A 25,902-nucleotide genomic window follows, 5' to 3' on the forward strand; every position below is an offset into this window, starting at 1 on the left:
TCCTTAGGCGGCGCGGCGCTCGTGGCGGCCTTCCTCGACCTCTTCGACGATTTTCGCAACGAAGGCATCGAGGTCTTCGGGACTGCGGGAGGTGATGATGCCCTTGTCCGTCACCACCTTTTCGTCCTTCCAGTTGGCGCCGGCATTTTTCAGGTCTGTCTTTATCGACCAGTAGGAGGTGGCGTCACGACCGCGCAGGGCATCCGCTTCCACCAGAAGCCAGGGCGCATGGCAAATGGCGGCCACCACCTTGCCGGATTTGACGAAATCGCGCACCACGCGCATCGCATCCTCATCATGGCGCAGAATATCCGGGTTTATCTGGCCGCCCGGAAGAACCAGCGCATCGAAATCATCTGATTTGACGTTTTTGGCGGAAAGGTCGACGGCGATGCTGTCACCCCAGTTCTTTTTATCCCAGCTCTTGATTTCGCCTGTTTTGATCGAGGCGATCTTTACATCGGCACCGTTTGCCTTCAGCTCATCGTACGGCACCCTGAGTTCCGAGCGCTCATAGCCATCGGTTGCGAGAATGACGATTTTCGCAGCGTTGATTGAAGTCATGTCTGTCTCCTTCTGTGTTCAGTCGTCCTTGTCCGAATTCACGGAGGGGAGGAAAAATTCCACGTCCTTGCGGCGTTCGGCCTCGAGATTTTCGATGTGCGTTTGCCAGAATGCCTCGGCGTCTGCCGGTTCCTGCTCCCATTGGCGCACGAAGGTCTTGTTGTCGTCGATCATTACCTGGCGTGTGCCGCCGAGCCGCAGGTACTCTTCCGCAAGTTTGCGCGTTTCGGTCTTTTCCATGTAGCAGCTCCTTGTGCGCGGAAATTGGGGACGGAGAGACGCCGGATGGGTAAGAAGCTCGACTGCCGTTTCGTTGGCCACCGGGAGAAAACGGAAAAATCCCGATGTTCTTCGGCACCATCACGTCCGTTTGACACGGCGGCCCTCCTGCCAGAACAACGTGAGCTTTCCCGTATGGTTCCGCAGTTTTTCGGGCGGCGTCTTTGCCGGGGGCAAATGTATCGCGCACAATTTTTACCGGAACAAACGGGCAAGTCGCGCTGTTTTACACCCGATGCAGGGGAGGCAGCATGGCAGCCAGACAGAGCGACGGCGAACAGTACGGTCACAACGAAAACAAGGGTTTCTGGTCGATTGACTTCGGCAATTCGCCCGTCATCGGCACGGCCATTCATGACGGCCATTTCATTCGCCCGGAAATGGCGGGGCTCATGGCTCTTTCAGCCGAACAACGGCTGCGCGAGGAAGATCCCTTCACCGGCGAGATGATCTCGGGGCTGACCAATCGTCTCGTCGTTCATCACTCTCGCTTCGAAATCGATCTCAATCGTGCTGCCGATCAGGCGATATACCTGAAGCCCGAGCAATCCTGGGGGCTTGAGGTCTGGAAAGAGGAACCGGCAGAGGAAGCGCTGCGGCAATCGCTCGATTTCCACGCCGATTATTATGCAATGCTGGAGGCGGCTCTTTCTGCGGTGGAGCGGCGGCATGGCGCCTTTGTGGTGCTGGATGTGCATAGCTACAATCATCGCCGACAGGGCGCTGCCGCGCCTGCAACGGCGCAGGCGGAAGCGCCCGATATCAATATCGGTACATTTTCCATGGATCGCAGCCGCTGGAGCGATGTGGTCAGCGCCGTCGGTCATCATTTCGCGTCAGCGACCATTGGTGGCCGACGCCTTGATGTTCGCGAGAATGTGGCGTTTCAGGGCAAAGGGGAGCAGACCCGCTTCATCCATGAACGATTTGCCGAAAACGGCTGCGCGATCGCAATCGAGTTCAAGAAATTCTTCATGGATGAATGGACGGGAAGGCCGGACACACGGGTGATATCGGATATCCGTGATACAATCGCTGCCCTTCAACCCGTTCTTGAAAAATGCCTGGGGTCGCGGCGATGAGCGTTTCCTCCGCCCGCAGCGAGCCTTCCCCCATCGCCGACCTGGTGGATGATGTCGTCTCCTGCCTGGAGGCTGGCAAGGCTATCCGCCGGGATGTCGGAAAAGACGGCAGGTTGCACATCGACCGGCCGCTGCCGTTCCTCTGCCTGCATCTGACGGGGGGTACGAAAGACCTCGCTGCGCGCGATATCGCCGCCGCCCATGCATCCTATCTCATCGCTTCCACCATTCAGGAGGCCGCACCGCTGATCGAGGCCGTGGGCACCGTCATGCGGCAACGTTTCGGCGCCTTCATCGTCCTCGATATCTGTGAACTGGAACACGATATTCTGCTGGCCGACGATTCCCCCTTTCTGCCGCATTATGAGGTTTCCGTTTCAGCGACTTCAGAACCGGAAACGCAGAAAGCCCGCCGGGTCTTCATCAAGGCGGTCTGTGATGCCGAGGTGCGTTTTCGCACGCCGCGCATCACCCGGCCGGAACCGGATGCTGATCCGATCCTCAGGTTTCAGAATGCCGGGCTGGATTTTCCCTGCATCAGCGTGCGTTTCGCGCCGATCTATCGACAGCCGGAATCCGGTGCCAATTATCCCGGTCTGCGCGAAACGATGATTGCCGATCTTTTTGACGCGGGTCTGCAGGCTTTCTCGTCATTTTCCACCGGTATGGATGCGCTGAAGGTCACCAGCCACCGGGCGCTTGGCCGCAAGGCCTTTGTCGATGCCGTCCGGCGTGCCGACCGCTCGGTGGATGAGATCGTTTCATCCTTCGATTTTCTTCTGTCCGTCACGCCGATCAATGCCCGCCGGGCGTTTGAGGAGTTTCGCGACGGCAGCTTTCAATTTGCGCCACGCCTGCTTTACCGGCCGCTCGGCGTTGATGTCGAGGAGCAGAAACGCAAGCTCTATTCCGTCGTCTTCGATCATCTGGAAGATCCGGTGCTCTATCATCTCTACCGGGAGAAACAGCAGGAGATCGACCTGCAGCTGACGATGCTTGCGAACCTGCATCATCGCACCTTCACCGATTTTTCACGTGCCTTGTACGGTGCGGTCGAACCGGCGCTCCTGACGTTGGCGCTTCGTGTGCTTGAGGATTGCCCGCGCAGGCAGGAGAGCGGCGAAATCGCCATGGTGGATTGTTACGCGGTCGCCCGGAAATCGCGCGAGATGGTCGAGACCTATCTGGCGGAAGAGCCGGAATTCAAGGCTCGCGTCGAAATCCGCGACGACCTGCCGCCCGGCCTGATGGTGACGGGCGAGAAGCTTTTGATCTCCCGCCACACGGTGATGGAGCAGCGCCGTGTCGAGGCGCTGCTGTCGCATGAGATCGGCGTGCATCTTCTCACCTATTTCAACGGCTCCTTTCAGGGACTCAGGCTCTTCCGCACCGGCCTTTCCGGTTATGAAGGCGTGCAGGAGGGGCTGGCGGTGCTGGCGGAACATCTGGCCGGTGGCATGACGCGTGAGCGCCTGCGGCTGATTGCCGGCCGCGTCGTCGGCTGCGCCGCCATGCTTGATGGCGCGACATTCGTTGAGACCTTTCGCATCATGACCCGTGAGCACGGTTTCGATGAGGCCGGCGCCTTCAACATGGTGCTGCGCATCTACCGTGGCGGCGGCCTGTCGAAGGACGCGATTTATCTGCGCGGGCTGGCCGAGGTGCTGGAGCATCTGCGCAAGGGCGGGGCGCTTGATCCGTTCTGGATGGGCAAGATCGCCGCTCAACATTTCCCGGTCATGCAGGAACTGGCCCTGCGCGGCCTTTTGCGTCCGCCGGGTGTCAGACCTGTATTTCTGCTGCCCGCCAAGGCCAATGAGCGGCTGGAAAAAATACGGGCGGGATTATCCATTGCCGAACTGGCAACATTATAGGAGGGGCTTCATGCGTATCGCATTTTTCGTCAATTCCATTGAAACCGAAGGGCCGAACTACGCAACCGGCCTGCTGGCCATGGCCGCACTCAATCGTGGCCACGAGGTGGTCTATCTGACGCCTGGGGATTTTACCCTGCGTTCAGATGACAGCCTGACCATTCACGCCACCGTGCTGCCGAAGACGAAATTCAAGAAATCGGAAGGTTTTCACGCGGCACTTCAGGATAAGGCGCTGGAGCGGCGGACGATGGATGTGGAAGAGATCGATGCGCTGATGCTGCGCAACGACCCCTCGCTCGACCAGACGACGCGGCCATGGGCGGTGCATGCCGGCATCCTGTTCGGGCGGCTTGCCGAACAGCGCGGTGTTGTGGTGCTGAACGATCCCGAAGGTCTGGCGCTGGCGCAGAACAAGCTCTATTTCCAGAGCTTTCCCGAAATCGTCCGCCCGACCACGATCATTTCGCGCAATGTCGAGGAAATCCGCGCCTTTGCCGATGCGCATCCCAAGGGCGTCATCGTCAAGCCGCTGCAGGGCTCCGGCGGCAAGAATGTCTTCAAGATCGGCTCCAGCAAGGAAACCAATCTCAACCAGATTTTCGAGGCAGTCAGCCTTGAGGGTTATCTGATCGCGCAGGCCTATCTGCCGGCTGCGAAGGACGGCGATATCCGCTTCTTCATGATGAATGGCCGGCCGTTGATGCGGGACGGCAAATATGCCGCACTCCGCCGTGTGCCGGCGAAAGGTGACCTGCGCTCCAACATTCACGCCCATGGCACGGCAGAAGCGGTGAAGGTGACGGACGACATCGTGGCGCTTGCCGAAATGATGCGGCCGAAGCTTGTGGAGGACGGCATGTTCCTCGTGGGGCTTGATATCGTTGGCGATAAGATATTGGAAGTGAATGTGTTTTCACCGGGTGGCTTATCGAATATCCTTGAACTCACCAATGTCGATTTCAGCGATACGATCATCGAAGCGGTGGAAACCAAAGTCTCCATGCAAGCCGCATCGGGTGGTGCTCTCTCCAACCGGCTGCTCGCGACGCTCTGAACTACTCCCGCAGCTCGGCTGATTGCATCTGCCGATACCAGGCGACGAGGGCCTTGATGCCCTCCTCGACCGGGGTCTGTGGCACATAACCGGTCAGCGCCCTCAGAAGATCGGGTGAGGCAAAGGTGCGCGGAACGTCGCCCTGCTGCATCGGCAGCATGTTGCGGATCGCCGGCCTGCCGACTGCCTTTTCGATCGTTTCGACGAAATGCATCAGTTCCACCGGCTGGCCGCCGCCAATATTGACGACGCGGAAGGGCGCGTGGTGCGAGAGCGTATCGGTGACGCCTTCCTGCGTGACGCGGTTTTCCTCGGAAGGGATGACCGTGCTCAACCGGACGATGCCTTCGACCAGATCGTCGATATAGGTGAAGTCGCGGCTCATATTGCCTTGGCCGTAAATGTCGATCGACCGGCCGTTGGAAACGGCGTCGACGAATTTGATCGGCGCCATGTCCGGCCGTCCCCACGGGCCGTAGACCGTGAAGAAGCGGAAGGCGGTGGTGGGCAGCTTGTGTAGATGGGCATAGCTGTGCGCCATCAGCTCCATCGATTTTTTGGTGGCCGCATAAAGCGTCATCGGCTCGTCGGCCTTGTCGCTCTCCGCAAAGGGGATTTTTTCGTTGGCGCCATAGATGGAGGAGGTAGACGCCAGCATCAGGTGTTTAACCTGCAGGCTCCTGGCAAGCTCCAGCATGTTGAAAGAGCCGATGAGATTGGAATCGATATAGGCGCGCGGATTTTCAAGGCTGTAGCGAACGCCGGCCTGTGCAGCGAGATGGATGATGATTTCCGGCTCTGCGGCCTCTGCCGCGCGCTTCAGCGCATCGGTATCTTCCAGCATGCCGATTTGCGCCCGGAAGCCGTTGGAGCGGGAAAGAATGGCGTGGCGTTTTTCTTTCAGGCTAACATCGTAATATTTCGTCATGCCGTCGAAGCCGGTCACGAAATGGCCGGCGTCCAGCAGCCGCTTTGCCACGTAAAAGCCGATGAAGCCTGCCGTGCCGGTAACCAGATAACGCATGATGACTATATCCCGAATCTGTTGGTGCGTTTGCGGTTAAACCGAAACGCGAAAATTGGTTCAGTGAAATTCCAGACGATAAACCGCTAGAGTTCCCTGTCGGAGCCGCCCTCATGTGGGCGGCCGACGGCAGCATAGATGAAGCCATGCGCGGCAACCTCATCCGTGCGGTAAATATTGCGCAGGTCCACCAGAACAGGGTTTTTCATGATCGCCTTCAGGCGCGGCAGATCAAGCGCGCGGAACTGGTTCCATTCCGTCACAATCACCACGGCATCGGCATCTTCCGCCGCCTCGTAGGGACCTGTCGCATAGTCGATATCCTCCATCAGATGGCGGGCATTCGCCATGCCTTCAGGATCGTAACCGACCACTTTCGCTCCACCGTCCTGCAGGGTCTGGATGATGGCGATTGCCGGGCTGTCGCGCATGTCGTCGGTATTCGGCTTGAACGTCAGGCCAAGCACGGCAATTTTCTTGCCGCGCACGTCGCCGCCCACGGCGTTGATGACCTTGCGGCCCATGGCACGCTTGCGGTTGTCATTGATGGCGATGGTGGTTTCGATCAGCCGCACCGGGGCGTCATAATCCTGCGCGGTCTTGGCGAGCGCCAGCGTGTCCTTCGGGAAACAGGAGCCGCCATAACCGGGGCCCGCATGCAGGAATTTGGGGCCGATGCGGCCATCGAGACCAATGCCGCGCGACACGTCCTGCACATTGGCGCCGACCTTTTCGCACAGGTCAGCCATTTCGTTGATGAAGGTGATCTTCATCGCCAGAAAAGCGTTGGCGGCGTATTTGATGAGTTCCGAGGCGCGCCGCGTGGTAAACAGCAGCGGCGACTGGTTGAGGTAGAGCGGACGGTAAACCTCCGTCATGACAGGACGGGCGCGCTCGTCCGAAAGGCCGACGACGATACGGTCCGGCCGCTTGAAATCCTCGATGGCGGCACCTTCGCGCAGGAATTCCGGGTTGGAGACCACGGCGAAATCGGCGGAAGGGTTTTCCTCGCGAATGATGCGCTCCACCTCATCGCCGGTGCCGACCGGAACGGTCGATTTGGTGACGATGACGGTGAAACCGTCCAGCGCATGGGCGATCTCTTTTGCCGCCGCATAGACATAACCAAGATCGGCATGCCCATCGCCGCGCCGCGAGGGCGTGCCGACCGCGATGAAGACGACCTCGGCATTGGCGACGGCAGCGGTTAGATCGGTGGTGAAGCTCAACCGGCCTGCCTTGGCGTTGTTGGCGACAATGGTCTCCAGACCCGGTTCAAAGATCGGGATATGGCCTTTTTTCAGGGCCTCGATCTTCTCCGGCATCTTGTCGACGCAGACCACATCGTGACCGAAATCTGCAAAACACGCGCCGGACACGAGGCCGACATAACCCGAACCGATCATCACAATCCGCATTCTTTTTCCTTTCGGTTAGCGAGGCCATGTTAACGCGGCAATACCAGCCGGGGAAATCGGCAGGTGAAAATCACACGATAATATTTAGCCGCCTTCACGCCCGTCGCCAAGCGCCACGATCAACATCGGCTAACCTCTTTCCATGACGGTGATGTGATGGCGGCGGCGGGACAAATTTGCCGCACCTTGCAGCCATTTGCACCGGTCGTGTTCAATCGTGTCATTTTGCGGTTTTTCCGGCTTGCACTCATAGGTAGCCGGGTCTAGCCATAGGGGTGAGGATCAAATCTGCCAGACTGTCTGTCCCTCAAAGGGGCGTCCGGGTCGCGTTTCACGCGGCCGGGAGAAGCTTTGCGTTGCGGTCGGTGTTCGGGGACGTTCAAATGCAAAAGGGTTTTCTGCTCGGTCTGTTCGCTTATGCGACCTTTTCCATGGGCGATGCCACCATCAAGTCGCTGGGATCACAGATCAGCGTTTTCGAAATTGGCTTTTTCAGCATCCTCTTCTCAGGCGTCTTCATCTTCTTCAGCAAACCGCGTGAGGAAAGGTGGCGTGAATTCTGGCGCATGAGCCGACCATTCGCCGTGCATGGGCGCGCGATTTCCGGTCTCTTCGCCGGCATTTTCGGCATCTATGCCTTCACCACCATTCCGCTGGCGGAAGCCTATGCACTGATCTTTCTGTCGCCGCTTTTCGTAACCGTCCTTTCCGCCGTGGTGCTGAAGGAAAATATCGGCCCTTGGCGCTGGGCAGCTGTTCTGGCCGGCATTGTCGGAGTTATTCTCGTGGTGCGGCCGGGTTTCAAGACGCTGGAACTCGGGCATATCGCCGCCATCGGCGTTGCCTTCCTGGCGGCCATGACCATCGTGCTGCTGCGCTCGCTTGCGGGCAAGGAAAAGCGCACCTCGATCATGGGTGTGCTGTTGATTTACGGCCTGACTTTTAATGGCATCGCTTCCATTCCCGATTTCGTCATGCCCAACCTGCACCAGCTTCTGGCCTTCGCCTTCATCGGCCTTTGCACGGCGACGGGACAGATCACCCTTCTGGTTGCGACCCGCATTGCGCCGGCGAGCCAGATTGCGCCCTCGCATTATTCGCAGATCCTCTGGGCGGTGGCGATCGGCATGACCTTCTTTCACGAATACCCCGATGCCATCGCGGTGCTGGGTCTGGCTGTCATCGCCGCATCGGGGTTGCTCACGATGATCCGCGAAAAGGTAAGGCTCGGCACCGTGCGCTGGAACCCGTTTTTCCGCAATCGTCTTTGAGCGCATCTGCCGATCGGAAACAGTGCGTCAACCGAAGCGTGGCTTGTGACGCGGTGGCGACCCGGCCCATAAGGTTTTCATCTTTAGATGAACAGGGAGCCGCAAATGCTCGTGGATGGAAAATGGACCGCCGAATGGCATCCGGTGCAGGCAACCGACAAGAAGGGCGGCTTCGTTCGCCAGACCTCCGGTTTCCGCAACTGGGTAACGCCTGATGGTTCGGTAGGGCCAACGGGCGAGGGCGGTTTTGCGGCCGAGGCCGGTCGCTACCACCTCTATGTCGCGTTGATCTGCCCCTGGGCATCGCGCACGCTGATCGGCCGAAAGCTGAAGAAGCTGGAAGAGGTGATTTCCGTTTCCGTTGTCGAGCCGGCGCTTTCCGACGAGGGCTGGAAATTCGGCGACTATCCGGGTTCGGATCGGGACACGCTGAACGGTTTCACTCACGTGCATGAGGCCTATACCAGCGCCGACCCGCATTACACCGGCCGTGCCACCGTGCCAGTACTTTGGGACAGGAAGACAAAAACCATCGTCAACAATGAATCCGCCGATATTCTGCGCATGCTGAATTCTGGTTTCGGTGATCTCGCCGATAATGCGATTGACCTTTATCCGGAGGCGCTGCGCGATGGGATCGACGCTCTCAACGAGCATATCTATCCGCGTCTCAATAACGGCGTTTACAGAACCGGTTTTGCAACGACTCAAGTTGCCTATGAGGAAGCCATCGCCGACGTCTTCGCGACGCTCGATGAGCTTGAGACGCGGTTGGTAACGGGTGGGCCTTTCCTGTTCGGCGATCTGCTGACTGAAACGGATGTCCGGCTTTTCGTGACGCTGGTTCGTTTCGATGCCGCCTATTACAGCCTGTTCAAATGCAATCTTCGTCGCATCGCCGATTATCCTGCGCTGCAGGCCTATATGATGGGGGTGCTGAACGTTCCCGGCGTGCGCGACACGGTCAATATCGACCATATCAAGCGCGGTTATTATTCCATCAAGGCGCTCAATCCGACCCGCATCGTGCCGGTCGGTCCCGACCTTCCGGGCCTTGATGAGGTTTCCCTCCCGTCCTCGAAGTGACCGGATAACGGACTAGACCGGCTTGCCGACCTGATCGAGCAGCCAGACCTGAAAAGCGCGGGCAAGCGCATTGTCCTGCCGTCCTTCCGGCAGGGCGACGTAATAGCTCTTGTCGGTCTGCAAGGGGATGTCGAAGACGATTTCGAGGCGACCGGAGGCAAGTTCCGCCTCGATGAGATATTTCGGCAGGAGGGCGAAGCCGATGCCGCTTGCGGCGGCTTCTATGATCATCGAGAACTGGTCGAAACGGCTGCCATGATAGGCATTATCCGCCGTCACCCCGTTCATCTCCAGCCATTCCGTCCACAGTTTCGGCCGCGTCGTCACATGCAGCAATGACTGTCCGGCCAAATCCTGCGCCCGGTTCACGCCGGTACGGCGGAGCAGGGCGGGGCTCGCGACCGGCACGATCACCTCGTTGCATAAGAACGTGCAGGTTCCATGCGCCCAGACCGGCTGGCCATAATGAATGGCGAGATCGAACCCTTCCTCGTCGAAATCGAAGGGATGCGAGCGCGAGCCGATCGTGATCGCCATATCCGGATTGGCCTTGATGAAGCGGGAGAGGCGCGGCATCAGCCAGCGGCTGCCAAAGGTCGGTAACGTTGCGACGGACAGGGAGGCGTGCGATGTCCCGGCCGAGACCGCACGCACCATCAGCTGTTCGGATTGCTGCAACAGGCGCCGCACATCGGGCAGGAATTTGCGCCCCGCCTCCGAAAGCACGACCCGCCTGCGAATGCGTTCGAAAAGCTGCATTCCGGTCTGCGCTTCCAGTTCGCCGATCTGCCGGCTCACCGCGCTCTGCGTGAGGTTGAGTTCTTCCGCCGCACGCGTAAAATTGCCATGCCGTGCCGCGCATTCGAACGCCTGCAGGGTAACGATGTCAGGGACCAGTCTTCTGCGCGGATCCATTCCATTCTCGCATCAACTTACCCGCTTTCCTCATTGGAAAAGGGTTGTTATGCCCATATATGATTACGGGAAAGAATGGAATGGTGTTTTGCCGGCTTGGCGGCACCGTTGACAAATTCGGGGAAAGAAGAGCGACGGGAGTTGAAAGCGCCGTATCAAAAACGGCCTTTCCTCCCCTTTCAGCCAAAAAGGACAATTGGACATGGATGCGACCACGAAGCTTGACGTGAAACAGGAAGCAGCCGCCCTGCTCGACAGGATGGGTGTTGCCCGCGATCTTTATACCGGCGGCAACATGGCGTCCTTCAGCCCGGTGACGGGTGAACAGGTCGCAAACCTGAAGACCGTTTCGGTCGAGGGCGTGGCAGCCGTGGTCGATAAGGCCGATGCCGCCTTCAAGCAATGGCGCAATGTGCCGGCGCCCCGTCGTGGCGAGCTGGTCCGGTTGCTCGGCGAAGAGCTGCGCGCCTTCAAGACTGATCTCGGCCGTCTCGTGTCGCTGGAAGCGGGCAAGATCCCGTCTGAAGGTCTCGGCGAAGTGCAGGAAATGATCGATATCTGCGATTTCGCCGTCGGTCTTTCCCGCCAGCTTTATGGCCTCACCATCGCCACCGAACGTCCCGGCCACCGCATGATGGAAACCTGGCATCCGCTCGGTGTCGTCGGCGTCATCTCGGCCTTCAATTTCCCCGTCGCCGTCTGGTCGTGGAATGCAGCGCTTGCCATCGTCTGCGGCAATTCGGTGGTCTGGAAACCTTCGGAAAAGACGCCGCTGACGGCGCTGGCCGTTCAGGGCATCTTCGAACGCGCCGCCGCTCGCTTTGGCGATGCGCCGGACGGTCTTTCGCAGCTGCTGATCGGTGATCGTGCCGTGGGTGAAGCATTGGTGGATAATGCCAAGGTACCGCTGGTCTCTGCCACCGGCTCCACCCGCATGGGCCGTGATGTCGGCCCGCGTCTGGCAAAGCGTTTTGCCCGCGCCATTCTGGAACTCGGCGGCAACAATGCCGGCATCGTCTGCCCTTCCGCCGATCTTGACATGGCGTTGCGCGCCATTGCCTTCGGGGCTATGGGCACGGCCGGCCAGCGCTGCACCACGCTTCGCCGTCTCTTCGTGCATGACAGCGTTTATGACCAGCTCGTGCCGCGCCTGAAAAAGGCTTATGCCTCCGTCTCCGTCGGCAATCCGCTGGAAACCTCCGCGCTCGTCGGTCCGCTGGTCGACAAGGCGGCTTTTGACGGCATGCAGAAGGCGCTCGAGGCGGCGAAAGCCCATGACGGCGTGGTGAATGGCGGCGGCCGCGTGGATATTGGCGCGGCGGGTGCCTATTATGTGAAGCCCGCGCTCGTCGAAATGCCTGAACAGGTTGGCCCGGTGCTGGAAGAGACCTTCGCGCCGATCCTCTATGTCATGAAATACAGCGATCTCGATCAGGCGATAGACGCGCATAACGCCGTCGCCGCCGGTCTTTCATCGTCGATCTTCACCCGCGACATTCAGGAATCGGAACGTTTCCTGTCGTCGGAAGGCTCGGATTGCGGCATCGCCAATGTCAATATCGGCACATCGGGCGCAGAAATCGGCGGCGCTTTCGGTGGTGAGAAGGAAACCGGCGGCGGCCGCGAATCCGGCTCTGATGCGTGGAAGGCCTATATGCGCCGCGCCACCAACACGGTCAATTATTCCAAGTCGCTGCCGCTGGCGCAGGGCGTGTCCTTCGACATCGAATGACATCTGCGACCTGTCGCTCGTCCGGAGCGATGATGATCTGTGGTATTGCTTTTATCGGCGCGGATTTTTCCGCGCCGATTTGTTTTGGGCAATGATGCCGCTTAGCCGATGCTCATCAGGCTGGCATTGCCGCCGGCCGCGGTCGTATTGACGCTGACCGAGACTTCTTCGACCAGCCAATCGAGATTATAGGGCTGACTTTCACCGGAAAGCGCTTCCGTGGTCGCGGCCTGCACGAGAACCAGCGGGCCAGGCAGGGTGGCGATCTTTTTGTTGGTCGTCACGATACGTTCCGCGTCGCCCTCGACCAAGGCGCCGGCGAAGGGACCGGATTTTGCCCAGTCATCCGCCCAGACGATGCGCGAGGTGACTGTTGCCGGCAGCCCATAGATCGATTTTTCGAGGCCGGAGGCATTGTCGATGATGGCGGTGTTTCCGGTGGCAAGCGCTGCCGCAAGCTGGCGGTAAAGCCCCTGTTCGGTTGCCGGGACCAGCAGAATCCTGCCGCGCGGATGCAGCGCATAGACATTCCGTTCACCGACGGGGCCTGCCAGCTCGGTTTCGAAGCCGAGGCCGGAAAGTGCCGCTGCCTGCCGTGCGGCTTCGGCCGCAACGGTTTCGCCGTTTTCATCCAGCCAGCGGGCAAGATCGACGGCGGCCTGATCCTGCTGGCTTGCAACCCGGTCAATCTTCGGGGCGGCCTGCGTCATGCGGCCGAGATAGAGCGGGCCGCCGGCCTTGGGGCCGGTGCCGGAAAGGCCGCGTCCGCCAAAGGGCTGCACTCCGACCACAGCACCGATGATGTTGCGGTTCACATAAAGATTGCCGGCCGCGACGCGCGACAATACATGCTGGATCGTATCATCAAGGCGTGTATGCAGGCCGAAGGTCAGGCCGTAACCGGTGGCGTTGATCTCGTCGATCAGCCGGTCGAGATTGTCGCGCTTGAAGCGGATGACATGCAGCACCGGACCGAAAACCTCCCGCTTCAGATCGGCGAGCGTTTTCATCTCGATGATGGTCGGCGGCACGAAGGTGCCCTTGCCGGTTTCACCCGCAAGCGAAATCTGCTCGATCCGGTGGCCGAGCGAGCGCATGCCGTCAATGTGCTTTTCGATGATGCCCTTCGCCTCGGCCGTGATGACGGGGCCGACATCGACGGAAAGCTGGTCGGTGCGGCCGATGCGCAATTCATGCAGCGCGCCTTTGAGCATGGTGAGCGTGCGGTCCGCCACGTCCTCCTGCAGGCAGAGAATGCGCAGCGCCGAGCAGCGCTGGCCGGCGCTGTCGAAGGCCGATGCGATGACATCGGCGACCACCTGTTCGGCGAGCGCCGAGGAATCGACGATCATGGCGTTCTGGCCGCCGGTTTCGGCAATCAGCGGAACCGGCTGGCCGTTCGTCAGAACCCGGCCGGCCAGCTGGCCCTGAATGAGCCGGGCGACCTCTGTCGAACCGGTGAACATCACACCCGCCGTAAGGGCAGAGCCGACAAGTGCCGCGCCCGTCCTGCCATCGCCTGGCAGAAGCTGCACGGCATCCTGCGGAACGCCGGCCTCATGCAGCAGGCGCACGCCCTGGGCGGCGATCAAGGGCGTTTCTTCGGCGGGCTTTGCCAGAACCGGGTTACCGGCAACCAGTGCCGCCGTCACCTGACCGATGAAGATGGCGAGCGGGAAGTTCCACGGGCTGATGCAGACGACCGGGCCAAGCGGCTTTTCGCCAGACTTGAAGTTCCTGCGGGCTTCTGCCGCATAATAGCGCAGGAAGTCGATTGCCTCACGCACCTCGGCAATGGCGTTGGGCATGGATTTTCCCGCCTCTCGCATGATGAGGCCGAGCAGGGCAGGCATTTCGGCCTGCATGGCGTCGGCGGCGCGCTCCAGGCAGGCGGCGCGTTCTTCCACCGGGGTGGAGGGCCAGCTTGAGGCCGCCGCCCGCTGCATGGCCGCTTCGACATCGGCTTCGGTTGGCTCGGTCACGTGGCCGACGATATCATTGTGGTCGCCGGGATTGAGAACCGGGCGCGTGTTGCCACCTGCCTGCGGCGCGGCAGCTTTCCATTCCGTTGCAGCGCCCGCCTTCAAGGTGCCGTGCAGTGCGGAGAGCGTCGTTTCGCTGGAAAGATCGAGGCCGGCGGAGTTTTTCCGTTCCGGGCCGAACAAGCTTTCTGGGGCGGCGATGCGGTCGTGCCTCGCGCCGGGAACGGCATAGGCCTTGACCACGGTGACCGGGTCTTCCAGCAGGGAATCCACCGGTACGGCGGGGGCGGCAATACGGTTGACGAAAGAGGAGTTCGCACCGTTTTCCAGCAGGCGGCGGACGAGATAGGCCAGCAGCGTCTCATGGGTGCCGACCGGAGCGTAGAAACGGCAGGGCCGGTCGAGCTTCTTCTTGCCGACGACCTCGCTATAAAGCGGTTCGCCCATGCCGTGCAGGCACTGGAACTCATAGTCGCCGAGTTTAAACTCAGGCCCGGCCAAGTGGTAGATCGTCGCCATGGATTGCGCATTGTGGGTCGCAAATTGCGGAAAGACCAGGTCGCGCGCGTCGAGCAGCTTGCGGGCGCAGGCGATGTAGGAAACATCCGTGTGCACCTTGCGGGTGAAGACCGGGAAGTCTTCCAGCCCGTCCACCTGTGCACGCTTGATTTCCGCATCCCAGTAAGCGCCCTTGACGAGACGCACCATGATGCGGCGGCCCGAACGGCGGGCGAGATCGATGATATAATCCAGAACGAAGGGGCAGCGGCGGCCATAGGCCTGCACGACGAAACCGAGGCCGTTCCAGCCGGCAAGGTCCTTGTCGAGCGCCAGTTCCTCCAGAAGATCAAGCGACAGTTCCAGCCGGTCGGCTTCCTCGGCGTCGATATTGAGGCCGATGTCGTATGTCTTGCTGAGCAGCATCAGCGATTTGACGCGCGGAAGAAGCTCCGCCATCACCCGCTCGGCCTGCGCGCGGGCGTAACGCGGATGCAGCGCCGAAAGCTTGATGGAAATGCCCGGACCGCCATAGATGCCCCGTCCCGCCGAGGCCTTGCCGATGGCGTGGATGGCGTTTTCGTAGTCCTTGTAATAACGCTCCGCATCCTTGGCGGTGGTCGCGGCTTCGCCCAGCATGTCGTAGGAATATTGGAAGCCCTGCTCCTCCAGCGGCTTTGAACGTTTGATGGCTTCGCCGATCGTTTCGCCGGTCACGAATTGCTCGCCCATCATGCGCATGGCCATGTCGACGCCGCGGCGGATGACGGGTTCGCCGGCGCGGGCGATCAGCTTGGTCAGCGCCGCCGAAAGGCCGCTATCGTTTACCGTCGAGGTCAGCTTGCCGGTGATGACGAGGCCCCAGGTGGCGGCATTGACGAAAAGCGAACGCCCGCCGCCAATATGGGATTTCCAGTCGCCGCGCGCGATCTTGTCGCGGATCAGCGCGTCGCGGGTAGCGGTGTCGGGAATGCGCAGCAGCGCTTCGGCAAGGCACATCAGCGCCACGCCCTCATGGCTGGAGAGCGAATATTCCTGCACCAACCCTTCGACGCCGGTGCCCTTGGTCTTGGCGCGCAGCGCCTCGATCAGCTTGCCGGCGGTGGCGCGGATGGCTTTCGTCTGCTCCGACGTCACCGTTGCCGCTGCGATCAACGGCGCCAGGCATTCTTCTTCGGGGCGGCGATAGGCAGCGGTGATCGCCTTGCGCAGCATGCTCTGTTCGCGCACCGACGGCGCAAAATTCTGGAAGATACCGTTTGCCACTACACCGGCGTTGCTTGCACCATCGGCCATTCTGAAAATCCTGAAAACGCTGTTGAAGACAGATCGTCGGCGGCAGCGTGTCCTCCGCCCGCCGCTTGTCATCCTGTCGCAGACAATATCATCACTGCAGAAATTGCTATGGCCCTATTTTCGGTATAAAACAGGCAATATGAACTTTTATTTTTGAGATATGGCGTTAAAGCACATGGCAAATAGTCAAAAAACAGACGATCTGGATCACTTCGATCTCAAGATTCTCGAGGCGCTCAGCGAAGACGGGCGCATGTCCGTGCTGCAGCTCTCGAAAAGGGTCGGTCTTTCCAAGACGCCCTGCCAGACGCGGCTGAAGCGGCTGGTGGATGAGGGCTATATTCTCGGCTTCCGCGCCATGCTCAACCCGCAGAAGCTCGGCGTCGATCACATCGCATTCGCCGAGGTGAAACTTTCCGATACGCGGGAAAAGGCGCTGGAGGAATTCAACACGGCGGTTCGCAAGATCAAGGAAGTCGAGGAATGCCACATGATTGCCGGCGCCTTCGATTATCTGCTGAAGGTGCGCACCAGCGACATTCGGAAGTACCGAAGGGTGCTCGGTGAAAAAATATCGAGCTTGCCATCCGTTTCCAACACCTCGACATTCGTGGTGATGCAATCGGTCAAGGAAACCGGCATTTAAGAAACGGTCACGCAAAAACGGGCAGACGCAGGTCTGCCCGTTCATTGTCCTCAAAATTCAGCTCTCTCAGCGCGCCGTAGCGGCGGCGGTGACCGCGCTCATCTGTGCATCGGGACCGAATTCGTTTTCGTTTTCGATGCCCAGCAACTCCTGCAGGCGCAGCCTTGCGCGGCTGACGCGGCTCTTGATCGTGCCGACCGGGCAGCCGCAAATCTCGGCGGCTTCCTCATAGGCAAAGCCTGAAGCGCCAATCAGCAAAATAGCTTCGCGCTGGTCATCAGGCAATTTCGCAAGCGCGGAGCGGAAATCCTGAAGGTCGACCGAACCATGCTGTTCGGGCGGGACCGACAGGCGCGAGGTGTAAACCCCATCCGTATCCTGCACTTCACGGCCGGATTTGCGTATCTGGCTGTAGAACTCGTTGCGCAGGATCGTCACCAGCCAGGCGCGCATGTTGGTACCCGGCTGGAAACTATCCTGTTTCGCCCAGGCTTTCATGATAGTGTCCTGCACAAGGTCGTCAGCACGGTCCCTCGAGCGGATGAGAGAAATGGCGAAGGCGCGCAGGTTCGGCAGCGCCGCCAGCATTTCCCGCTTGAAATTATATTCTGTCTGCTCCGGCTCTTTCGCCATCATTCCTCCGAAGCCTTTGTTTTGGCTTTGCTTTCGGCTTCATCGAGTTTTTCGAGAAGATCGAGGAATTTGTCAGGGATGCCTTCATCCTGAACGGCATCATAAAGCTCCCTGAGCTTGCGGGAAATCACCGCCCGCCCGGAATGTGGAACCTGAGGGGCGGCCGAATTGTCCGGCGAATCTTGGTCCGATTGAAACATGCTCATAACGTCCGGTATTCCTTTTGTGTCGTGGCAAATAATGCGTGGTGAAAAAAATAGTTCCGGCCATCGGGAACTTTTTTTGCGATACGCACGTTGCTATCGTGGGTTTGCGTTGCAGACCGCATGAAAGGGGAGAATTCCATGTCAGTTTCTACACGCATCGCACCGCACCTGCCATATCTGCGCAGGTTCGCGCGTGCCGTTTGCGGCTCACAATCCACGGGCGATGCCTATGTTGCGGCAACACTCGAAGCTCTGATCGCCGATATCAGCATCTTCCCGCAGACAACCAGCGATCGCGTTTCGCTCTATCAATTGTTCGTATCGATCTTTAGTTCCGTCACGATCAATATTAAGGCCGATGAAAACCTGTCGGGATGGGAAAAGCGCGCTTCTGCGAACCTTTCTGCCGTGCCGCCGCTAGCCCGTCAGGCCTTCCTCTTGACGACGGTCGAGGAATTCACGCCTTCGGAAGCCGCAGAGGTTCTGAAAGTGTCGGAAGACCAGGTCGGCAGGCTGATCGACGAGGCCGCCTCGGAAATCGCCCGGCAGGTCGCAACCGATATCATGATCATCGAGGACGAACCTCTGATCGCCATGGATATCGAACAGATGGTCACCGATCTCGGTCACCGCGTCACGGGTATCGCCCGCACGCATACCGAGGCGCTCGACCTTTTCCATCGCACGCAGCCGAAAATGATCCTTGCCGATATTCAGCTTGCAGACGGCAGTTCCGGTCTCGACGCGATGAAGGACATCCTGCAGATGACCACCCTCCCGGTTATCTTCATCACGGCTTTCCCCGAGCGTCTTTTGACGGGCGAGCGGCCTGAGCCGACGTTCCTTGTGACGAAACCTTTCAACCCGGACATGGTGAAAGCGCTTATCAGCCAGGCCCTGTTTTTCAACGAAAGCTCGCGCGTCGCGGCGTGAATTTTGCCGAAACCGCGGACTTACCGGGAACCAGTGTGGTGCCCGGGCGTTGGCGGTTACGGTCGTGGGGTTGACCCGCGGCTTTCTGCAAGGAGACGAATTTGCATCGGCTGGCATGGCATAACGCGGAGAGGGACGAGAGCGAGCTGCATGATTTGCTCGTTCTCGCCTTGCTTGATTCGGGTGAGACAGTCATGCTGCAGGACTGGAAGCGCGATTACATATTCGTGGCCAATTTGCCGGATGTCTGGAAACTGCCGGCCGATTCCCATCCAACCGATGAAAATCTGTTCGGTAATGATCTCTCCGTGCGGCTCGCGGACCTCAAAAAGGACATGAGCACGGCTGGTAGTCGGGGCATGCTGGAAGTCAGCGCCGGCACGGACCGGGTCTTCCAGTTTCAGGTCCATTCGACCTTCAATCAATCGAACCAGATGGTGATGAAGACCACCATCCGCGAGGTGACGGCGGAACGGCGGCGCGAGCAGCTTCTGCGCTCGTTGCTGCGCGAAGTTAGCCATCGCTCCAAGAACCTGCTGGCGATCATCCAGAGTCTTGCGGGCCAGACGGCCCGTTTCAGCCTCACCAAGGATGATTTTCTGCGCAAGTTCCGCGGCCGGCTGCACGCGCTGGCCCAGAGCCAGGATCTCATCACCGACTCGGACTGGAGGGGGGCGCGCATATTCGAGCTTCTCCGCCAGCAGTTCGATCTCTATGTGCCGGAATATCCGAACCTCATCCACATGGAGGGGGAAAACCTGCTGCTCAACCCGAACGGTGCGCTTTATATCGGGCTGGCCTTCCACGAATTGGTCGTCAACACCGTTAGCCATAGCGGCAATCTTGCCTATCACCCGCCTATATCCCTGCAATGTCGCCAGGAAGGTGATTTTTATATCGTCGAATGGAACGAACCGATGATGCCCTCGAAGGAGCCGGCGGAGACGAGGCGCGGCAGTTTCGGCAGCGTTGTGCTGGAAAAGGTGGTTCCTTCTGCTCTTGGAGGAAGCGCCGAATACCAGCTGACACCGGAGCGCATCGTTTACCGGTTGAAGTTCCCTTCGGGCGACGGCACGGACTCCTGAGAGGATTTGCCGGGCCGCAGGTAAGACCGAAAGCCTGTCTTCATTCTGCAAAAATGCAACAAAAAAGCACGGCTCATAGGAGAGCCGTGCTATTTTTATGACGGGTTTTCAGGGGCGAAACCCGTTTATAGTCAGCCAAGCTTCAGGCGGGGACGGGGGAATTGCTTGGCCTGCAGTAAAAATGCATGCTGCGGTATTCGGTTCCCCAAAAAATGCATTTTTTTAACAATCGGCAAATTTTTGGCCACTCATGCCGCGGATCGGCTTCAATGTGCCGGGTCCGGTCGCTTCGGCGTGAAATAGCGTATCGGCGCTTCCAGAGACCATTCGAAGCCGGTTTCGCGGTATTCCGTCGTCACATACCCACCGAAGGCGCCTTCCGCATGTCTTTTGATGACCGTGGTGCCGAAACCCTTGCGGCTCGGCTCCCTGGCCGGTGGTCCGCCTGTCTCGGTCCACAGAAGATGGAGCATCTGCCGGCCGTCTTTTTCAAGCGGTTGCCACCTCACGGTAATTTTCCCGAGCGGTGCCGAAAGCGCGCCGTATTTAATGGAATTAGTGGTCAGCTCATGCACCACAAGCCCGAAATTCTGCGCCGCTTCGGGCGATAGCATGAAATCGTCGCCTGCCAGCACGACACGTTCTGATACCGTGCCGAAAACTTCGAGGTGGGTCTCGATCAGCTTGCGGATCGGCAGCCCCTGCCACTGAACTTCTGCCAGTGCCCGGATCGACATGCCGAGGCCGCGCAGGCGATGGTCGACTTCCTTCTGGAACTCCGGAATGCTTTTATTTTCCCGACCCAATTGCCGTATCATCGCCTGAACCAGCGTCAGAATATTCTTGGAGCGGTGAACCAGTTCGTGCAGCAGCAATTGCAGCCGCTCTTCCGACTGGCTTCTGTCGAAGGAAGCGTTGGAAAGCGCGATGGCGACCTGGTTGGCCTCCTTTATCTTGGTATCCACAGGCGCGACGATCTCACCTTCGCCGATGCGCTCTGCCATATGAGTCAGATCGCGAATGGAGCTGCGCAATTGCCGGCCGACCAGATAGGCGCCGCCGATAGCGATCAGCACCAGCACAAGGCTACCGATCATCATCTGTCGCCATGTATCGATCAGCGCCGCCTGGCTTGCGGCAAGTGGTCCCCACATTACCGTCTTCCATTGCCAGCCCGGCAATTGTGCATAGGCATAGAGATTGCCCTTGCCGTCGAAGAAATTGCCACTGAAGGCCTGCATTTCTGAAAGAACGGCCGGGTTGACAAAGGGCTTGCCCACTTCCGCCTCAGCCTGGGCGCTGGAAACGACGACACGATTTGTACCGTCGATAATGGCCACGGCCCAGTTGCGCGGCAGGTTCTCCGTGGGGATGAGCCGGCTCAGGTCGCTGGCGTTCTGCGTCAAAATCAGCGCATCTCCGGCCAAGCCCAGGTCCGGATTCAACGGCATGGTAACGTTGAATACCCATTCCTTGCTGGTGGCGCCAAAAAACATGTCCGAGACGGTGATGCGGCGGGATTCGATTGCCTTGGCCAGCTTGGCCTCGTCCGGCACCTTGCCGAGAGGCTGGCCATAGGTGACGCGGGTATTGAGGCGCTGCTGGCCGTCTTTGGTGGCGAGAAGGGCATAGAGGCCCTCCCGTTTTAGGCTTTCGGCAACGCGTCCCTGAAATGCGGCGAGATTGCCATTCTCGAGTTCCGGAAATTGCGATAGCAGATTGAGGGACGTAGCGATTTCCTGCAGGCGGCGATCGATGTTGCGGCTGACGACCCGGACATCCTCGATGGTTTCCCTTTGCAGGTCGTCGCGTTTTTCGGCTTCGAGGCGCAGCATCAGATAGCCGACGAAGAGGATGAGCGGCAGGGTGATGACGGTTGCCATCACCACCAGATAAGTGCCGATGGAGGCGGTCGGGAAAAAATTCGCGCTGCGCCGACGTAGAGCCGAGATCATGTCTTTCAGTCTGTTGCCGGGTTGAGGCATACAAAAAAACTCCGGCAGTTATGGCATTGTTACGGCAGGGATAATACCGCGCTGTCCCCCGTTAGCAATGCCTGATTTTTACCTTCGGTCGTCGCGACATGCGGCAAATGCACCGGTGTGACCGAAAAAATCGGAACTATTTCAACCACCAGCCCGTTTGCAAGACGAACCGGCCAGCGAGCGGTAGCGAAATTCATCACCGCCCGGCCAGTTGAGAACGATGAAAGGAAGGTACGAAATGGCAAAGAAACTTACGATACTCGTCACGGCCGCCCTGATGGGCACGACGGCTTTCGCGCCGCTTGCCATCGCTCAGGGCACCACCCAGCCCGCACCGGCAAATCCGGGTGCGCAGACCGAGCCGGCAACGCCGCCTGCCACTCCGATGACGCCTGCGGCTCCTGCGGCCAATGACAGCGCGGCCACAACCACGGGCGGTGCTTACATCACCGAGCAGGGCGAAACGCAGATCAGCGCCAATGACTATATTGGCAAGTCGGTCTACACCGCAGCCGATGAAAGCATCGGTAACGTCACCAATCTCATCATGGCGGAAGATGGCGGCCTGGTCGCAGCCGTGATCGGCGTTGGCGGTTTCCTCGGCATCGGCGCCAAGGATGTAGCCGTGCCCATGGACAAGGTGACGATGACGCGCAATGCGCAGGACGGCACCATTCGCCTGACGACGACCGAAACGGCAGAAACGCTGAAGGCGGCTCCCGAGTTCAAGACGCTGGAACAGAAGACCAGCGAAAAGAACGCGGCAACCCCGGCGGCACCGGATAGTACAACGACATCCGCCACCAAGCCTTAATCCCATACCTGGGAGGCAGGAGCCGGGACTGGCTTCAATATGCCGTCCCGCGAGAGACACCGGCTACTGGCCGGTGTCTTTTTTTATCTTGGCCTAAGGGCCGCTCAATCGCCGGCGTTGCGGGAAGAATGCCATGCCCAGGCGGATTTGATAATATCCGACAGGGAATAACGCGGTTCCCAGCCCAAAACTTCTTTAGCCTTATCGTTATTGGCCACGAGTGTGGTGGAATCGCCGTCGCGCCGGCCGGTAGATTCGACCGGGAAGGGGCGGCCGGAGACCTCGGAGATTGCCGCCAGCAATTCCTTCACCGTGGTGCCGGTGCCGGTGCCGAGGTTGAGTTCCACGGTTTCCCCGCCGGCCAGCAGGTAATCCACCGCCCGCACATGGGCATCGGCAAGATCGAGAATGTGGATATAATCGCGCACGCAGGTGCCGTCGCGGGTATCGTAATCCGTGCCGAACACCTTGAAGCCCTGACGCCGTCCAAGTGCGGCCTCGATGGCGAGCGGAATGGCGTGGGTTTCCGGCTTGTGCCACTCGCCGATACGGCCCTCGAAATCCGCGCCTGCGGCATTGAAATAGCGCAGCATGACCGAGCGCAGGCCCTTATAGGCGCTGTAGTCCTTCAGCGCCTGTTCCACCACCCATTTGGTGCGGCCATAGGGATTGATCGGCGCTTGCCGGTGCGTCTCGTCGATCGGCACCTGTTCCGGCAGTCCGTAGGTGGCGCAGGTGGAGGAGAAAACAAAGGCGGTGACGCCAGCATCAATCGCGGCGGAGAGCAGGTTGAGCGAGCCGATGACGTTATTATCGTAAAAGGCGACGGGCTGCTTCACCGATTCGCCCACTTCGATCAGCGCTGCGAAATGCAGAACGGCTTCCGGCTGGTGTTTGGCGAAGACTTCGTCCAGTCGCGCCCGGTCGCGAATATCGCCCTGTTCGAAGGGTCCCCAGCGGACGAATTCCTCATGCCCATTGGACAGATTGTCAAAAACAACTGGTTCATATCCTCGCTCAGAGAGGAGAAGGCAGGTGTGCGAACCGATATAGCCGGCACCGCCAACGACAAGGACTTTCTTCTTCATCAAACGCCTTTCAAAAAATACGGACGCGCCGAGACTGTATGTCACTTTGTTCAAATAAGGGCGGCGTGGCGCGGGACGCCATTTGCCAGTCTATCCATTGCGCGTAACATAAAAAAAACTGCGCATCCATCGTCTGGATGCGCAGCTCTCGTGAGGGTCGGTGACGTGCATAAAACCCGCCCGACGGTGTGTTTATTTCTTTTTCCTCGTATTGGCCCTCGTCGCCAGAAAACCGGCGGCCATGGCGACGGCGAGCGTCGCATAGGGCCGCGCCTGGATCGCCAGCGTCAACAGTGACTGCAAGGCGAGGGGTGCTGCGGTCAGCGGGGCAGCCGTCAAGGGTGCGACTGGGCGTGCGGCATAGGCTCTGGGGCGTTTTACAATTGCCAGTGCCACCAGCATGATGACGCCGAGCAGGAACGCGGTGCCGGCGACGACAAGCGCGGCCGGACCCGCCCCGACATGCCGGGCGAGATAGATCGACCCTGCAACCACCGCGGCGACGAACGCGATCAGGAAAAAGACACCGGTCAGCACCCACAGGATGATGGTGGCACGCAAGCGCCGCGTCACAACGCGTCCTTCGCGCTGGGTGTCTCCCAGATAGACCAGCAATGCCTCAAGCATGATGCGGCCTTATCGACGTGTGAGGAGAGCGAGCACGAAGCCCACGCCAACGGCGATGCCTAGGGACTGAAGCGGGTTCTTCTGAACCTGATCTGTCAGATTATCGTTCAGCGACGAAATTTCGCTGCGAACACTGTCGGCCATTTCGCCAGAGGCGGTGAGTGCGTCATCAGCCACGCGGGCGGCCTGCGCCTTCAGCTCATGCGAGGCGCCGACGCCAAGCGCCTTAACGCTCTTGGCAAGATTTGCCAGATCTTCGCGAAGCTGGGCGAGCTGCGCCGCAACGTCGGCTGCATCACCGTTTTCGAGGGATTGCTGGATCTTGTCATTAACGCTGCTACGCACGCTTGCCATAGGTGAGGTCCTTCCTGAAACATCGTTGATGGAAATCGCGGCGGGCCAACCCGACTGCCGCTGGAGGTAAATTCTGTCGCTCGAGAACCTCCGTTCCGGAGACCGAAAAACCTGCCTGTCCGCCATTCAAACGCGCCGATGCAGGCTTGGTTCCGCAACGTGACGTGTTTTCTTCGCAGGCATTTCCGGTTGGGGGCAATTTTCTGGGAATTCGGTGCCGGACATTTGTTTTCCTGTCACAAGCATCATATAAGGCCCATCATCGAGACGTACCTTGACTTCAATCAATATGTGAAACGACATGCTTCAAACGCCTTATTACCTCATCGACAAGACAAAACTTCTTCGCAACATGGAGAAGATTGCTTATGTGCGGGAAAAATCCGGCGCCAAGGCGCTCCTGGCGTTGAAGTGCTTCGCCACATGGTCGGTGTTCGATTTCATGTCGCAATATATGGATGGCACCACCTCGTCTTCGCTTTATGAGGTGCGTCTCGGCCGCGAGAAATTCGGTGGCGAAACCCACGCCTATTCCGTCGCCTATGCCGATTACGAAATCGATGAGGTGATTGCGAATGCCGACAAGATCATCTTCAATTCGATCGGTCAGCTGGAGCGTTTCGCCGACAAGGCCGCCGGCATCACGCGTGGCCTGCGTCTCAATCCGCAGGTCAGCTCTTCCAGTTTCGATCTTGCCGACCCCGCGCGCCCATTCAGCCGTCTCGGCGAATGGGACGTCGCCAAGGTCGACAAGGTCATGGACCGTATTTCCGGTTTCATGATCCACAACAATTGCGAAAACGGCGATTTTTCGCTGTTTGACCGCATGTTGACGCAGATCGAAGAGAAATTCGGATCGCTGCTGTCACGTGCCGAATGGGTCAGCCTTGGCGGCGGCATTCATTTCACCGGTGACAACTATCCGCTCGACCAATTCTGCGACCGCCTCAGGGCGTTCTCGGAAAAATATGGCGTGCAGGTCTATCTGGAGCCCGGTGAAGCTTCGATTACCAAAAGCACCACACTTGAGGTGACGGTTCTCGACACGCTGTTTAACGGCAAGAACCTCGCCATCGTCGACAGCTCCATCGAAGCGCATATGCTTGATCTGCTGATCTACCGCGAAACCGCCAAGGTTGCGCCGAACGAGGGCGAACATCCCTATATGGTCTGCGGAAAGTCGTGCCTGGCGGGCGATATTTTCGGCGATTTCCGCTTCGACAAGGAGCTGAAGGTCGGTGACCGCATCTCCTTCCAGGATGCGGCCGGTTATACCATGGTCAAGAAGAACTGGTTCAACGGCGTGAAGATGCCGGCGATCGCCATCAAGGAACTGGACGGCACCGTGCGCGCCGTTCGTGAATTCGACTTTGCCGATTTCGAGCAAAGCCTGTCTTAAACCCTGTTTCAACATCCAACGAAGCTCATCCCTGCGGGGAAAAGGAGGCATCAC

Annotated in this window: 24 protein-coding genes; 11 read left to right on the plus strand and 13 right to left on the minus strand. The window is 59.2% G+C overall.

Features of this window, described 5'->3' with window-relative positions; all coding sequences use genetic code 11:
- Positions 1–3: 3 nt before the first annotated feature.
- Positions 4–564 carry a DJ-1/PfpI/YhbO family deglycase/protease gene (locus AKG12_RS18480; RefSeq protein ID WP_052819986.1) on the minus strand — a complete coding sequence of 187 codons (561 nt, stop codon included), beginning with the start codon at positions 562–564 and terminating at the stop codon, positions 4–6.
- 18 nt (positions 565–582) lie between these two features.
- Complete coding sequence (locus tag AKG12_RS18485) at positions 583–804, minus strand: hypothetical protein (protein WP_046802118.1); 222 nt, start codon at positions 802–804, stop codon at positions 583–585.
- Between the two features lie 290 nt (positions 805–1,094).
- Between AKG12_RS18485 and AKG12_RS18490 the strand changes: the two genes are divergently transcribed.
- The 3 genes from AKG12_RS18490 to AKG12_RS18500 are packed head-to-tail and all read left to right on the plus strand — an operon-like array spanning position 1,095 to position 4,856.
- Positions 1,095–1,925 (plus strand): N-formylglutamate amidohydrolase, encoded by an 831-nt coding sequence (locus AKG12_RS18490; RefSeq protein ID WP_052819987.1) that lies wholly within the window; start codon positions 1,095–1,097, stop codon positions 1,923–1,925.
- Entirely contained in the window at positions 1,922–3,799 is a 1,878-nt protein-coding gene (locus AKG12_RS18495) for a flavohemoglobin expression-modulating QEGLA motif protein (protein ID WP_052819988.1), read from the plus strand. Before AKG12_RS18490 ends, AKG12_RS18495 begins: the two co-directional genes overlap by 4 nt.
- Positions 3,800–3,809: 10 nt before the next feature.
- Positions 3,810–4,856 (plus strand): glutathione synthase, encoded by a 1,047-nt coding sequence (locus AKG12_RS18500; RefSeq protein WP_052819989.1) that lies wholly within the window; start codon positions 3,810–3,812, stop codon positions 4,854–4,856.
- 1 nt (position 4,857) lies between these two features.
- On the opposite strand, the gene AKG12_RS18505 is transcribed toward AKG12_RS18500, so the two are convergent.
- Positions 4,858–5,880 (minus strand): NAD-dependent epimerase, encoded by a 1,023-nt coding sequence (locus AKG12_RS18505; protein ID WP_052819990.1) that lies wholly within the window; start codon positions 5,878–5,880, stop codon positions 4,858–4,860.
- An 86-nt stretch (positions 5,881–5,966) separates the two neighbouring features.
- A complete protein-coding gene (locus tag AKG12_RS18510) occupies positions 5,967–7,298 on the minus strand; it encodes a UDP-glucose dehydrogenase family protein (protein ID WP_052819991.1) in 1,332 nt (443 codons plus the stop codon).
- A gap of 383 nt (positions 7,299–7,681) precedes the next feature.
- On the opposite strand from AKG12_RS18510, the gene AKG12_RS18515 reads away from it, so the two are divergent.
- Positions 7,682–8,569 carry a DMT family transporter gene (locus AKG12_RS18515; protein WP_052820007.1) on the plus strand — a complete coding sequence of 296 codons (888 nt, stop codon included), beginning with the start codon at positions 7,682–7,684 and terminating at the stop codon, positions 8,567–8,569.
- Positions 8,570–8,674: 105 nt separating this feature from the next.
- Complete coding sequence (locus tag AKG12_RS18520; protein ID WP_052819992.1) at positions 8,675–9,655, plus strand: glutathione S-transferase family protein; 981 nt, start codon at positions 8,675–8,677, stop codon at positions 9,653–9,655.
- 12 nt (positions 9,656–9,667) lie between these two features.
- Here AKG12_RS18520 and AKG12_RS18525 read toward each other — a convergent pair whose 3' ends face one another.
- Positions 9,668–10,570, minus strand: coding sequence for a LysR family transcriptional regulator (locus AKG12_RS18525; protein ID WP_052819993.1), 903 nt, complete (start codon positions 10,568–10,570; stop codon positions 9,668–9,670).
- A 202-nt stretch (positions 10,571–10,772) separates the two neighbouring features.
- Here AKG12_RS18525 and amaB point away from each other — a divergent pair, with 202 nt between their 5' ends.
- Positions 10,773–12,302: an L-piperidine-6-carboxylate dehydrogenase gene (gene amaB / locus AKG12_RS18530; protein WP_052819994.1), complete on the plus strand. Its 1,530-nt coding sequence runs from the start codon at positions 10,773–10,775 to the stop codon at positions 12,300–12,302.
- 101 nt (positions 12,303–12,403) lie between these two features.
- Here amaB and putA read toward each other — a convergent pair whose 3' ends face one another.
- On the minus strand, positions 12,404–16,078 hold the full coding sequence (gene putA, locus AKG12_RS18535; protein WP_052819995.1) for a trifunctional transcriptional regulator/proline dehydrogenase/L-glutamate gamma-semialdehyde dehydrogenase: 3,675 nt from the start codon (positions 16,076–16,078) through the stop codon (positions 12,404–12,406).
- A 175-nt stretch (positions 16,079–16,253) separates the two neighbouring features.
- On the opposite strand from putA, the gene AKG12_RS18540 reads away from it, so the two are divergent.
- Positions 16,254–16,724: an Lrp/AsnC ligand binding domain-containing protein gene (locus AKG12_RS18540; protein WP_046802108.1), complete on the plus strand. Its 471-nt coding sequence runs from the start codon at positions 16,254–16,256 to the stop codon at positions 16,722–16,724.
- Positions 16,725–16,790: 66 nt separating this feature from the next.
- Here AKG12_RS18540 and AKG12_RS18545 read toward each other — a convergent pair whose 3' ends face one another.
- Both AKG12_RS18545 and AKG12_RS18550 read right to left on the minus strand, forming a co-directional pair.
- Complete coding sequence (locus AKG12_RS18545) at positions 16,791–17,357, minus strand: RNA polymerase sigma factor (RefSeq protein ID WP_046802107.1); 567 nt, start codon at positions 17,355–17,357, stop codon at positions 16,791–16,793.
- Positions 17,357–17,563 carry a NepR family anti-sigma factor gene (locus tag AKG12_RS18550; protein ID WP_046802106.1) on the minus strand — a complete coding sequence of 69 codons (207 nt, stop codon included), beginning with the start codon at positions 17,561–17,563 and terminating at the stop codon, positions 17,357–17,359. Before AKG12_RS18550 ends, AKG12_RS18545 begins: the two co-directional genes overlap by 1 nt.
- A gap of 138 nt (positions 17,564–17,701) precedes the next feature.
- Here AKG12_RS18550 and AKG12_RS18555 point away from each other — a divergent pair, with 138 nt between their 5' ends.
- Both AKG12_RS18555 and AKG12_RS18560 read left to right on the plus strand, forming a co-directional pair.
- Complete coding sequence (locus AKG12_RS18555) at positions 17,702–18,496, plus strand: response regulator (protein WP_046802105.1); 795 nt, start codon at positions 17,702–17,704, stop codon at positions 18,494–18,496.
- A 101-nt stretch (positions 18,497–18,597) separates the two neighbouring features.
- Positions 18,598–19,581 carry a sensor histidine kinase gene (locus AKG12_RS18560; RefSeq protein ID WP_052819996.1) on the plus strand — a complete coding sequence of 328 codons (984 nt, stop codon included), beginning with the start codon at positions 18,598–18,600 and terminating at the stop codon, positions 19,579–19,581.
- Between the two features lie 266 nt (positions 19,582–19,847).
- Here AKG12_RS18560 and AKG12_RS18565 read toward each other — a convergent pair whose 3' ends face one another.
- Both AKG12_RS18565 and AKG12_RS30320 read right to left on the minus strand, forming a co-directional pair.
- The gene (locus AKG12_RS18565; RefSeq protein WP_046802103.1) at positions 19,848–21,566 is read right to left on the minus strand and encodes a sensor histidine kinase; all 1,719 of its coding nucleotides are present in this window, start codon (positions 21,564–21,566) and stop codon (positions 19,848–19,850) included.
- Between the two features lie 29 nt (positions 21,567–21,595).
- Complete coding sequence (locus tag AKG12_RS30320) at positions 21,596–21,763, minus strand: hypothetical protein (protein ID WP_156316074.1); 168 nt, start codon at positions 21,761–21,763, stop codon at positions 21,596–21,598.
- 41 nt (positions 21,764–21,804) lie between these two features.
- Between AKG12_RS30320 and AKG12_RS18570 the strand changes: the two genes are divergently transcribed.
- The gene (locus tag AKG12_RS18570; protein WP_046802102.1) at positions 21,805–22,380 is read left to right on the plus strand and encodes a PRC-barrel domain-containing protein; all 576 of its coding nucleotides are present in this window, start codon (positions 21,805–21,807) and stop codon (positions 22,378–22,380) included.
- Positions 22,381–22,484: 104 nt separating this feature from the next.
- Here AKG12_RS18570 and galE read toward each other — a convergent pair whose 3' ends face one another.
- The 3 genes from galE to AKG12_RS18585 all read right to left on the minus strand — a co-directional run bounded on the left by galE (position 22,485) and on the right by AKG12_RS18585 (position 24,449).
- Complete coding sequence (gene galE, locus AKG12_RS18575) at positions 22,485–23,468, minus strand: UDP-glucose 4-epimerase GalE (RefSeq protein WP_052819997.1); 984 nt, start codon at positions 23,466–23,468, stop codon at positions 22,485–22,487.
- A gap of 192 nt (positions 23,469–23,660) precedes the next feature.
- Complete coding sequence (locus AKG12_RS18580; RefSeq protein WP_003498528.1) at positions 23,661–24,095, minus strand: hypothetical protein; 435 nt, start codon at positions 24,093–24,095, stop codon at positions 23,661–23,663.
- 9 nt (positions 24,096–24,104) lie between these two features.
- The gene (locus tag AKG12_RS18585) at positions 24,105–24,449 is read right to left on the minus strand and encodes an ElaB/YgaM/YqjD family protein (RefSeq protein WP_045015765.1); all 345 of its coding nucleotides are present in this window, start codon (positions 24,447–24,449) and stop codon (positions 24,105–24,107) included.
- 301 nt (positions 24,450–24,750) lie between these two features.
- Between AKG12_RS18585 and nspC the strand changes: the two genes are divergently transcribed.
- A complete protein-coding gene (nspC, locus tag AKG12_RS18590; RefSeq protein ID WP_052819998.1) occupies positions 24,751–25,848 on the plus strand; it encodes a carboxynorspermidine decarboxylase in 1,098 nt (365 codons plus the stop codon).
- The last annotated feature ends 54 nt before the right edge of the window (positions 25,849–25,902 follow it).

Source organism: Agrobacterium sp. SUL3 (assembly GCF_001263295.1).
GTDB lineage: Bacteria > Pseudomonadota > Alphaproteobacteria > Rhizobiales > Rhizobiaceae > Agrobacterium > Agrobacterium tomkonis.

What these genes read in the sequence shown, in the direction of transcription:
- AKG12_RS18480 (WP_052819986.1), bottom strand. Translation starts at nt 564, where the DNA reads ATGACTTCAATCAACGCTGCGAAAATCGTCATTCTCGCAACCGATGGC.
- AKG12_RS18485 (WP_046802118.1), bottom strand. Translation starts at nt 804, where the DNA reads ATGGAAAAGACCGAAACGCGCAAACTTGCGGAAGAGTACCTGCGGCTC.
- AKG12_RS18490 (WP_052819987.1), top strand. Translation starts at nt 1,095, where the DNA reads ATGGCAGCCAGACAGAGCGACGGCGAACAGTACGGTCACAACGAAAAC.
- AKG12_RS18495 (WP_052819988.1), top strand. Translation starts at nt 1,922, where the DNA reads ATGAGCGTTTCCTCCGCCCGCAGCGAGCCTTCCCCCATCGCCGACCTG.
- AKG12_RS18500 (WP_052819989.1), top strand. Translation starts at nt 3,810, where the DNA reads ATGCGTATCGCATTTTTCGTCAATTCCATTGAAACCGAAGGGCCGAAC.
- AKG12_RS18505 (WP_052819990.1), bottom strand. Translation starts at nt 5,880, where the DNA reads ATGCGTTATCTGGTTACCGGCACGGCAGGCTTCATCGGCTTTTACGTG.
- AKG12_RS18510 (WP_052819991.1), bottom strand. Translation starts at nt 7,298, where the DNA reads ATGCGGATTGTGATGATCGGTTCGGGTTATGTCGGCCTCGTGTCCGGC.
- AKG12_RS18515 (WP_052820007.1), top strand. Translation starts at nt 7,682, where the DNA reads ATGCAAAAGGGTTTTCTGCTCGGTCTGTTCGCTTATGCGACCTTTTCC.
- AKG12_RS18520 (WP_052819992.1), top strand. Translation starts at nt 8,675, where the DNA reads ATGCTCGTGGATGGAAAATGGACCGCCGAATGGCATCCGGTGCAGGCA.
- AKG12_RS18525 (WP_052819993.1), bottom strand. Translation starts at nt 10,570, where the DNA reads ATGGATCCGCGCAGAAGACTGGTCCCTGACATCGTTACCCTGCAGGCG.
- amaB (WP_052819994.1), top strand. Translation starts at nt 10,773, where the DNA reads ATGGATGCGACCACGAAGCTTGACGTGAAACAGGAAGCAGCCGCCCTG.
- putA (WP_052819995.1), bottom strand. Translation starts at nt 16,078, where the DNA reads ATGGCCGATGGTGCAAGCAACGCCGGTGTAGTGGCAAACGGTATCTTC.
- AKG12_RS18540 (WP_046802108.1), top strand. Translation starts at nt 16,254, where the DNA reads ATGGCAAATAGTCAAAAAACAGACGATCTGGATCACTTCGATCTCAAG.
- AKG12_RS18545 (WP_046802107.1), bottom strand. Translation starts at nt 17,357, where the DNA reads ATGGCGAAAGAGCCGGAGCAGACAGAATATAATTTCAAGCGGGAAATG.
- AKG12_RS18550 (WP_046802106.1), bottom strand. Translation starts at nt 17,563, where the DNA reads ATGAGCATGTTTCAATCGGACCAAGATTCGCCGGACAATTCGGCCGCC.
- AKG12_RS18555 (WP_046802105.1), top strand. Translation starts at nt 17,702, where the DNA reads ATGTCAGTTTCTACACGCATCGCACCGCACCTGCCATATCTGCGCAGG.
- AKG12_RS18565 (WP_046802103.1), bottom strand. Translation starts at nt 21,566, where the DNA reads ATGCCTCAACCCGGCAACAGACTGAAAGACATGATCTCGGCTCTACGT.
- AKG12_RS30320 (WP_156316074.1), bottom strand. Translation starts at nt 21,763, where the DNA reads ATGAATTTCGCTACCGCTCGCTGGCCGGTTCGTCTTGCAAACGGGCTG.
- AKG12_RS18570 (WP_046802102.1), top strand. Translation starts at nt 21,805, where the DNA reads ATGGCAAAGAAACTTACGATACTCGTCACGGCCGCCCTGATGGGCACG.
- galE (WP_052819997.1), bottom strand. Translation starts at nt 23,468, where the DNA reads ATGAAGAAGAAAGTCCTTGTCGTTGGCGGTGCCGGCTATATCGGTTCG.
- AKG12_RS18580 (WP_003498528.1), bottom strand. Translation starts at nt 24,095, where the DNA reads ATGCTTGAGGCATTGCTGGTCTATCTGGGAGACACCCAGCGCGAAGGA.
- AKG12_RS18585 (WP_045015765.1), bottom strand. Translation starts at nt 24,449, where the DNA reads ATGGCAAGCGTGCGTAGCAGCGTTAATGACAAGATCCAGCAATCCCTC.
- nspC (WP_052819998.1), top strand. Translation starts at nt 24,751, where the DNA reads ATGCTTCAAACGCCTTATTACCTCATCGACAAGACAAAACTTCTTCGC.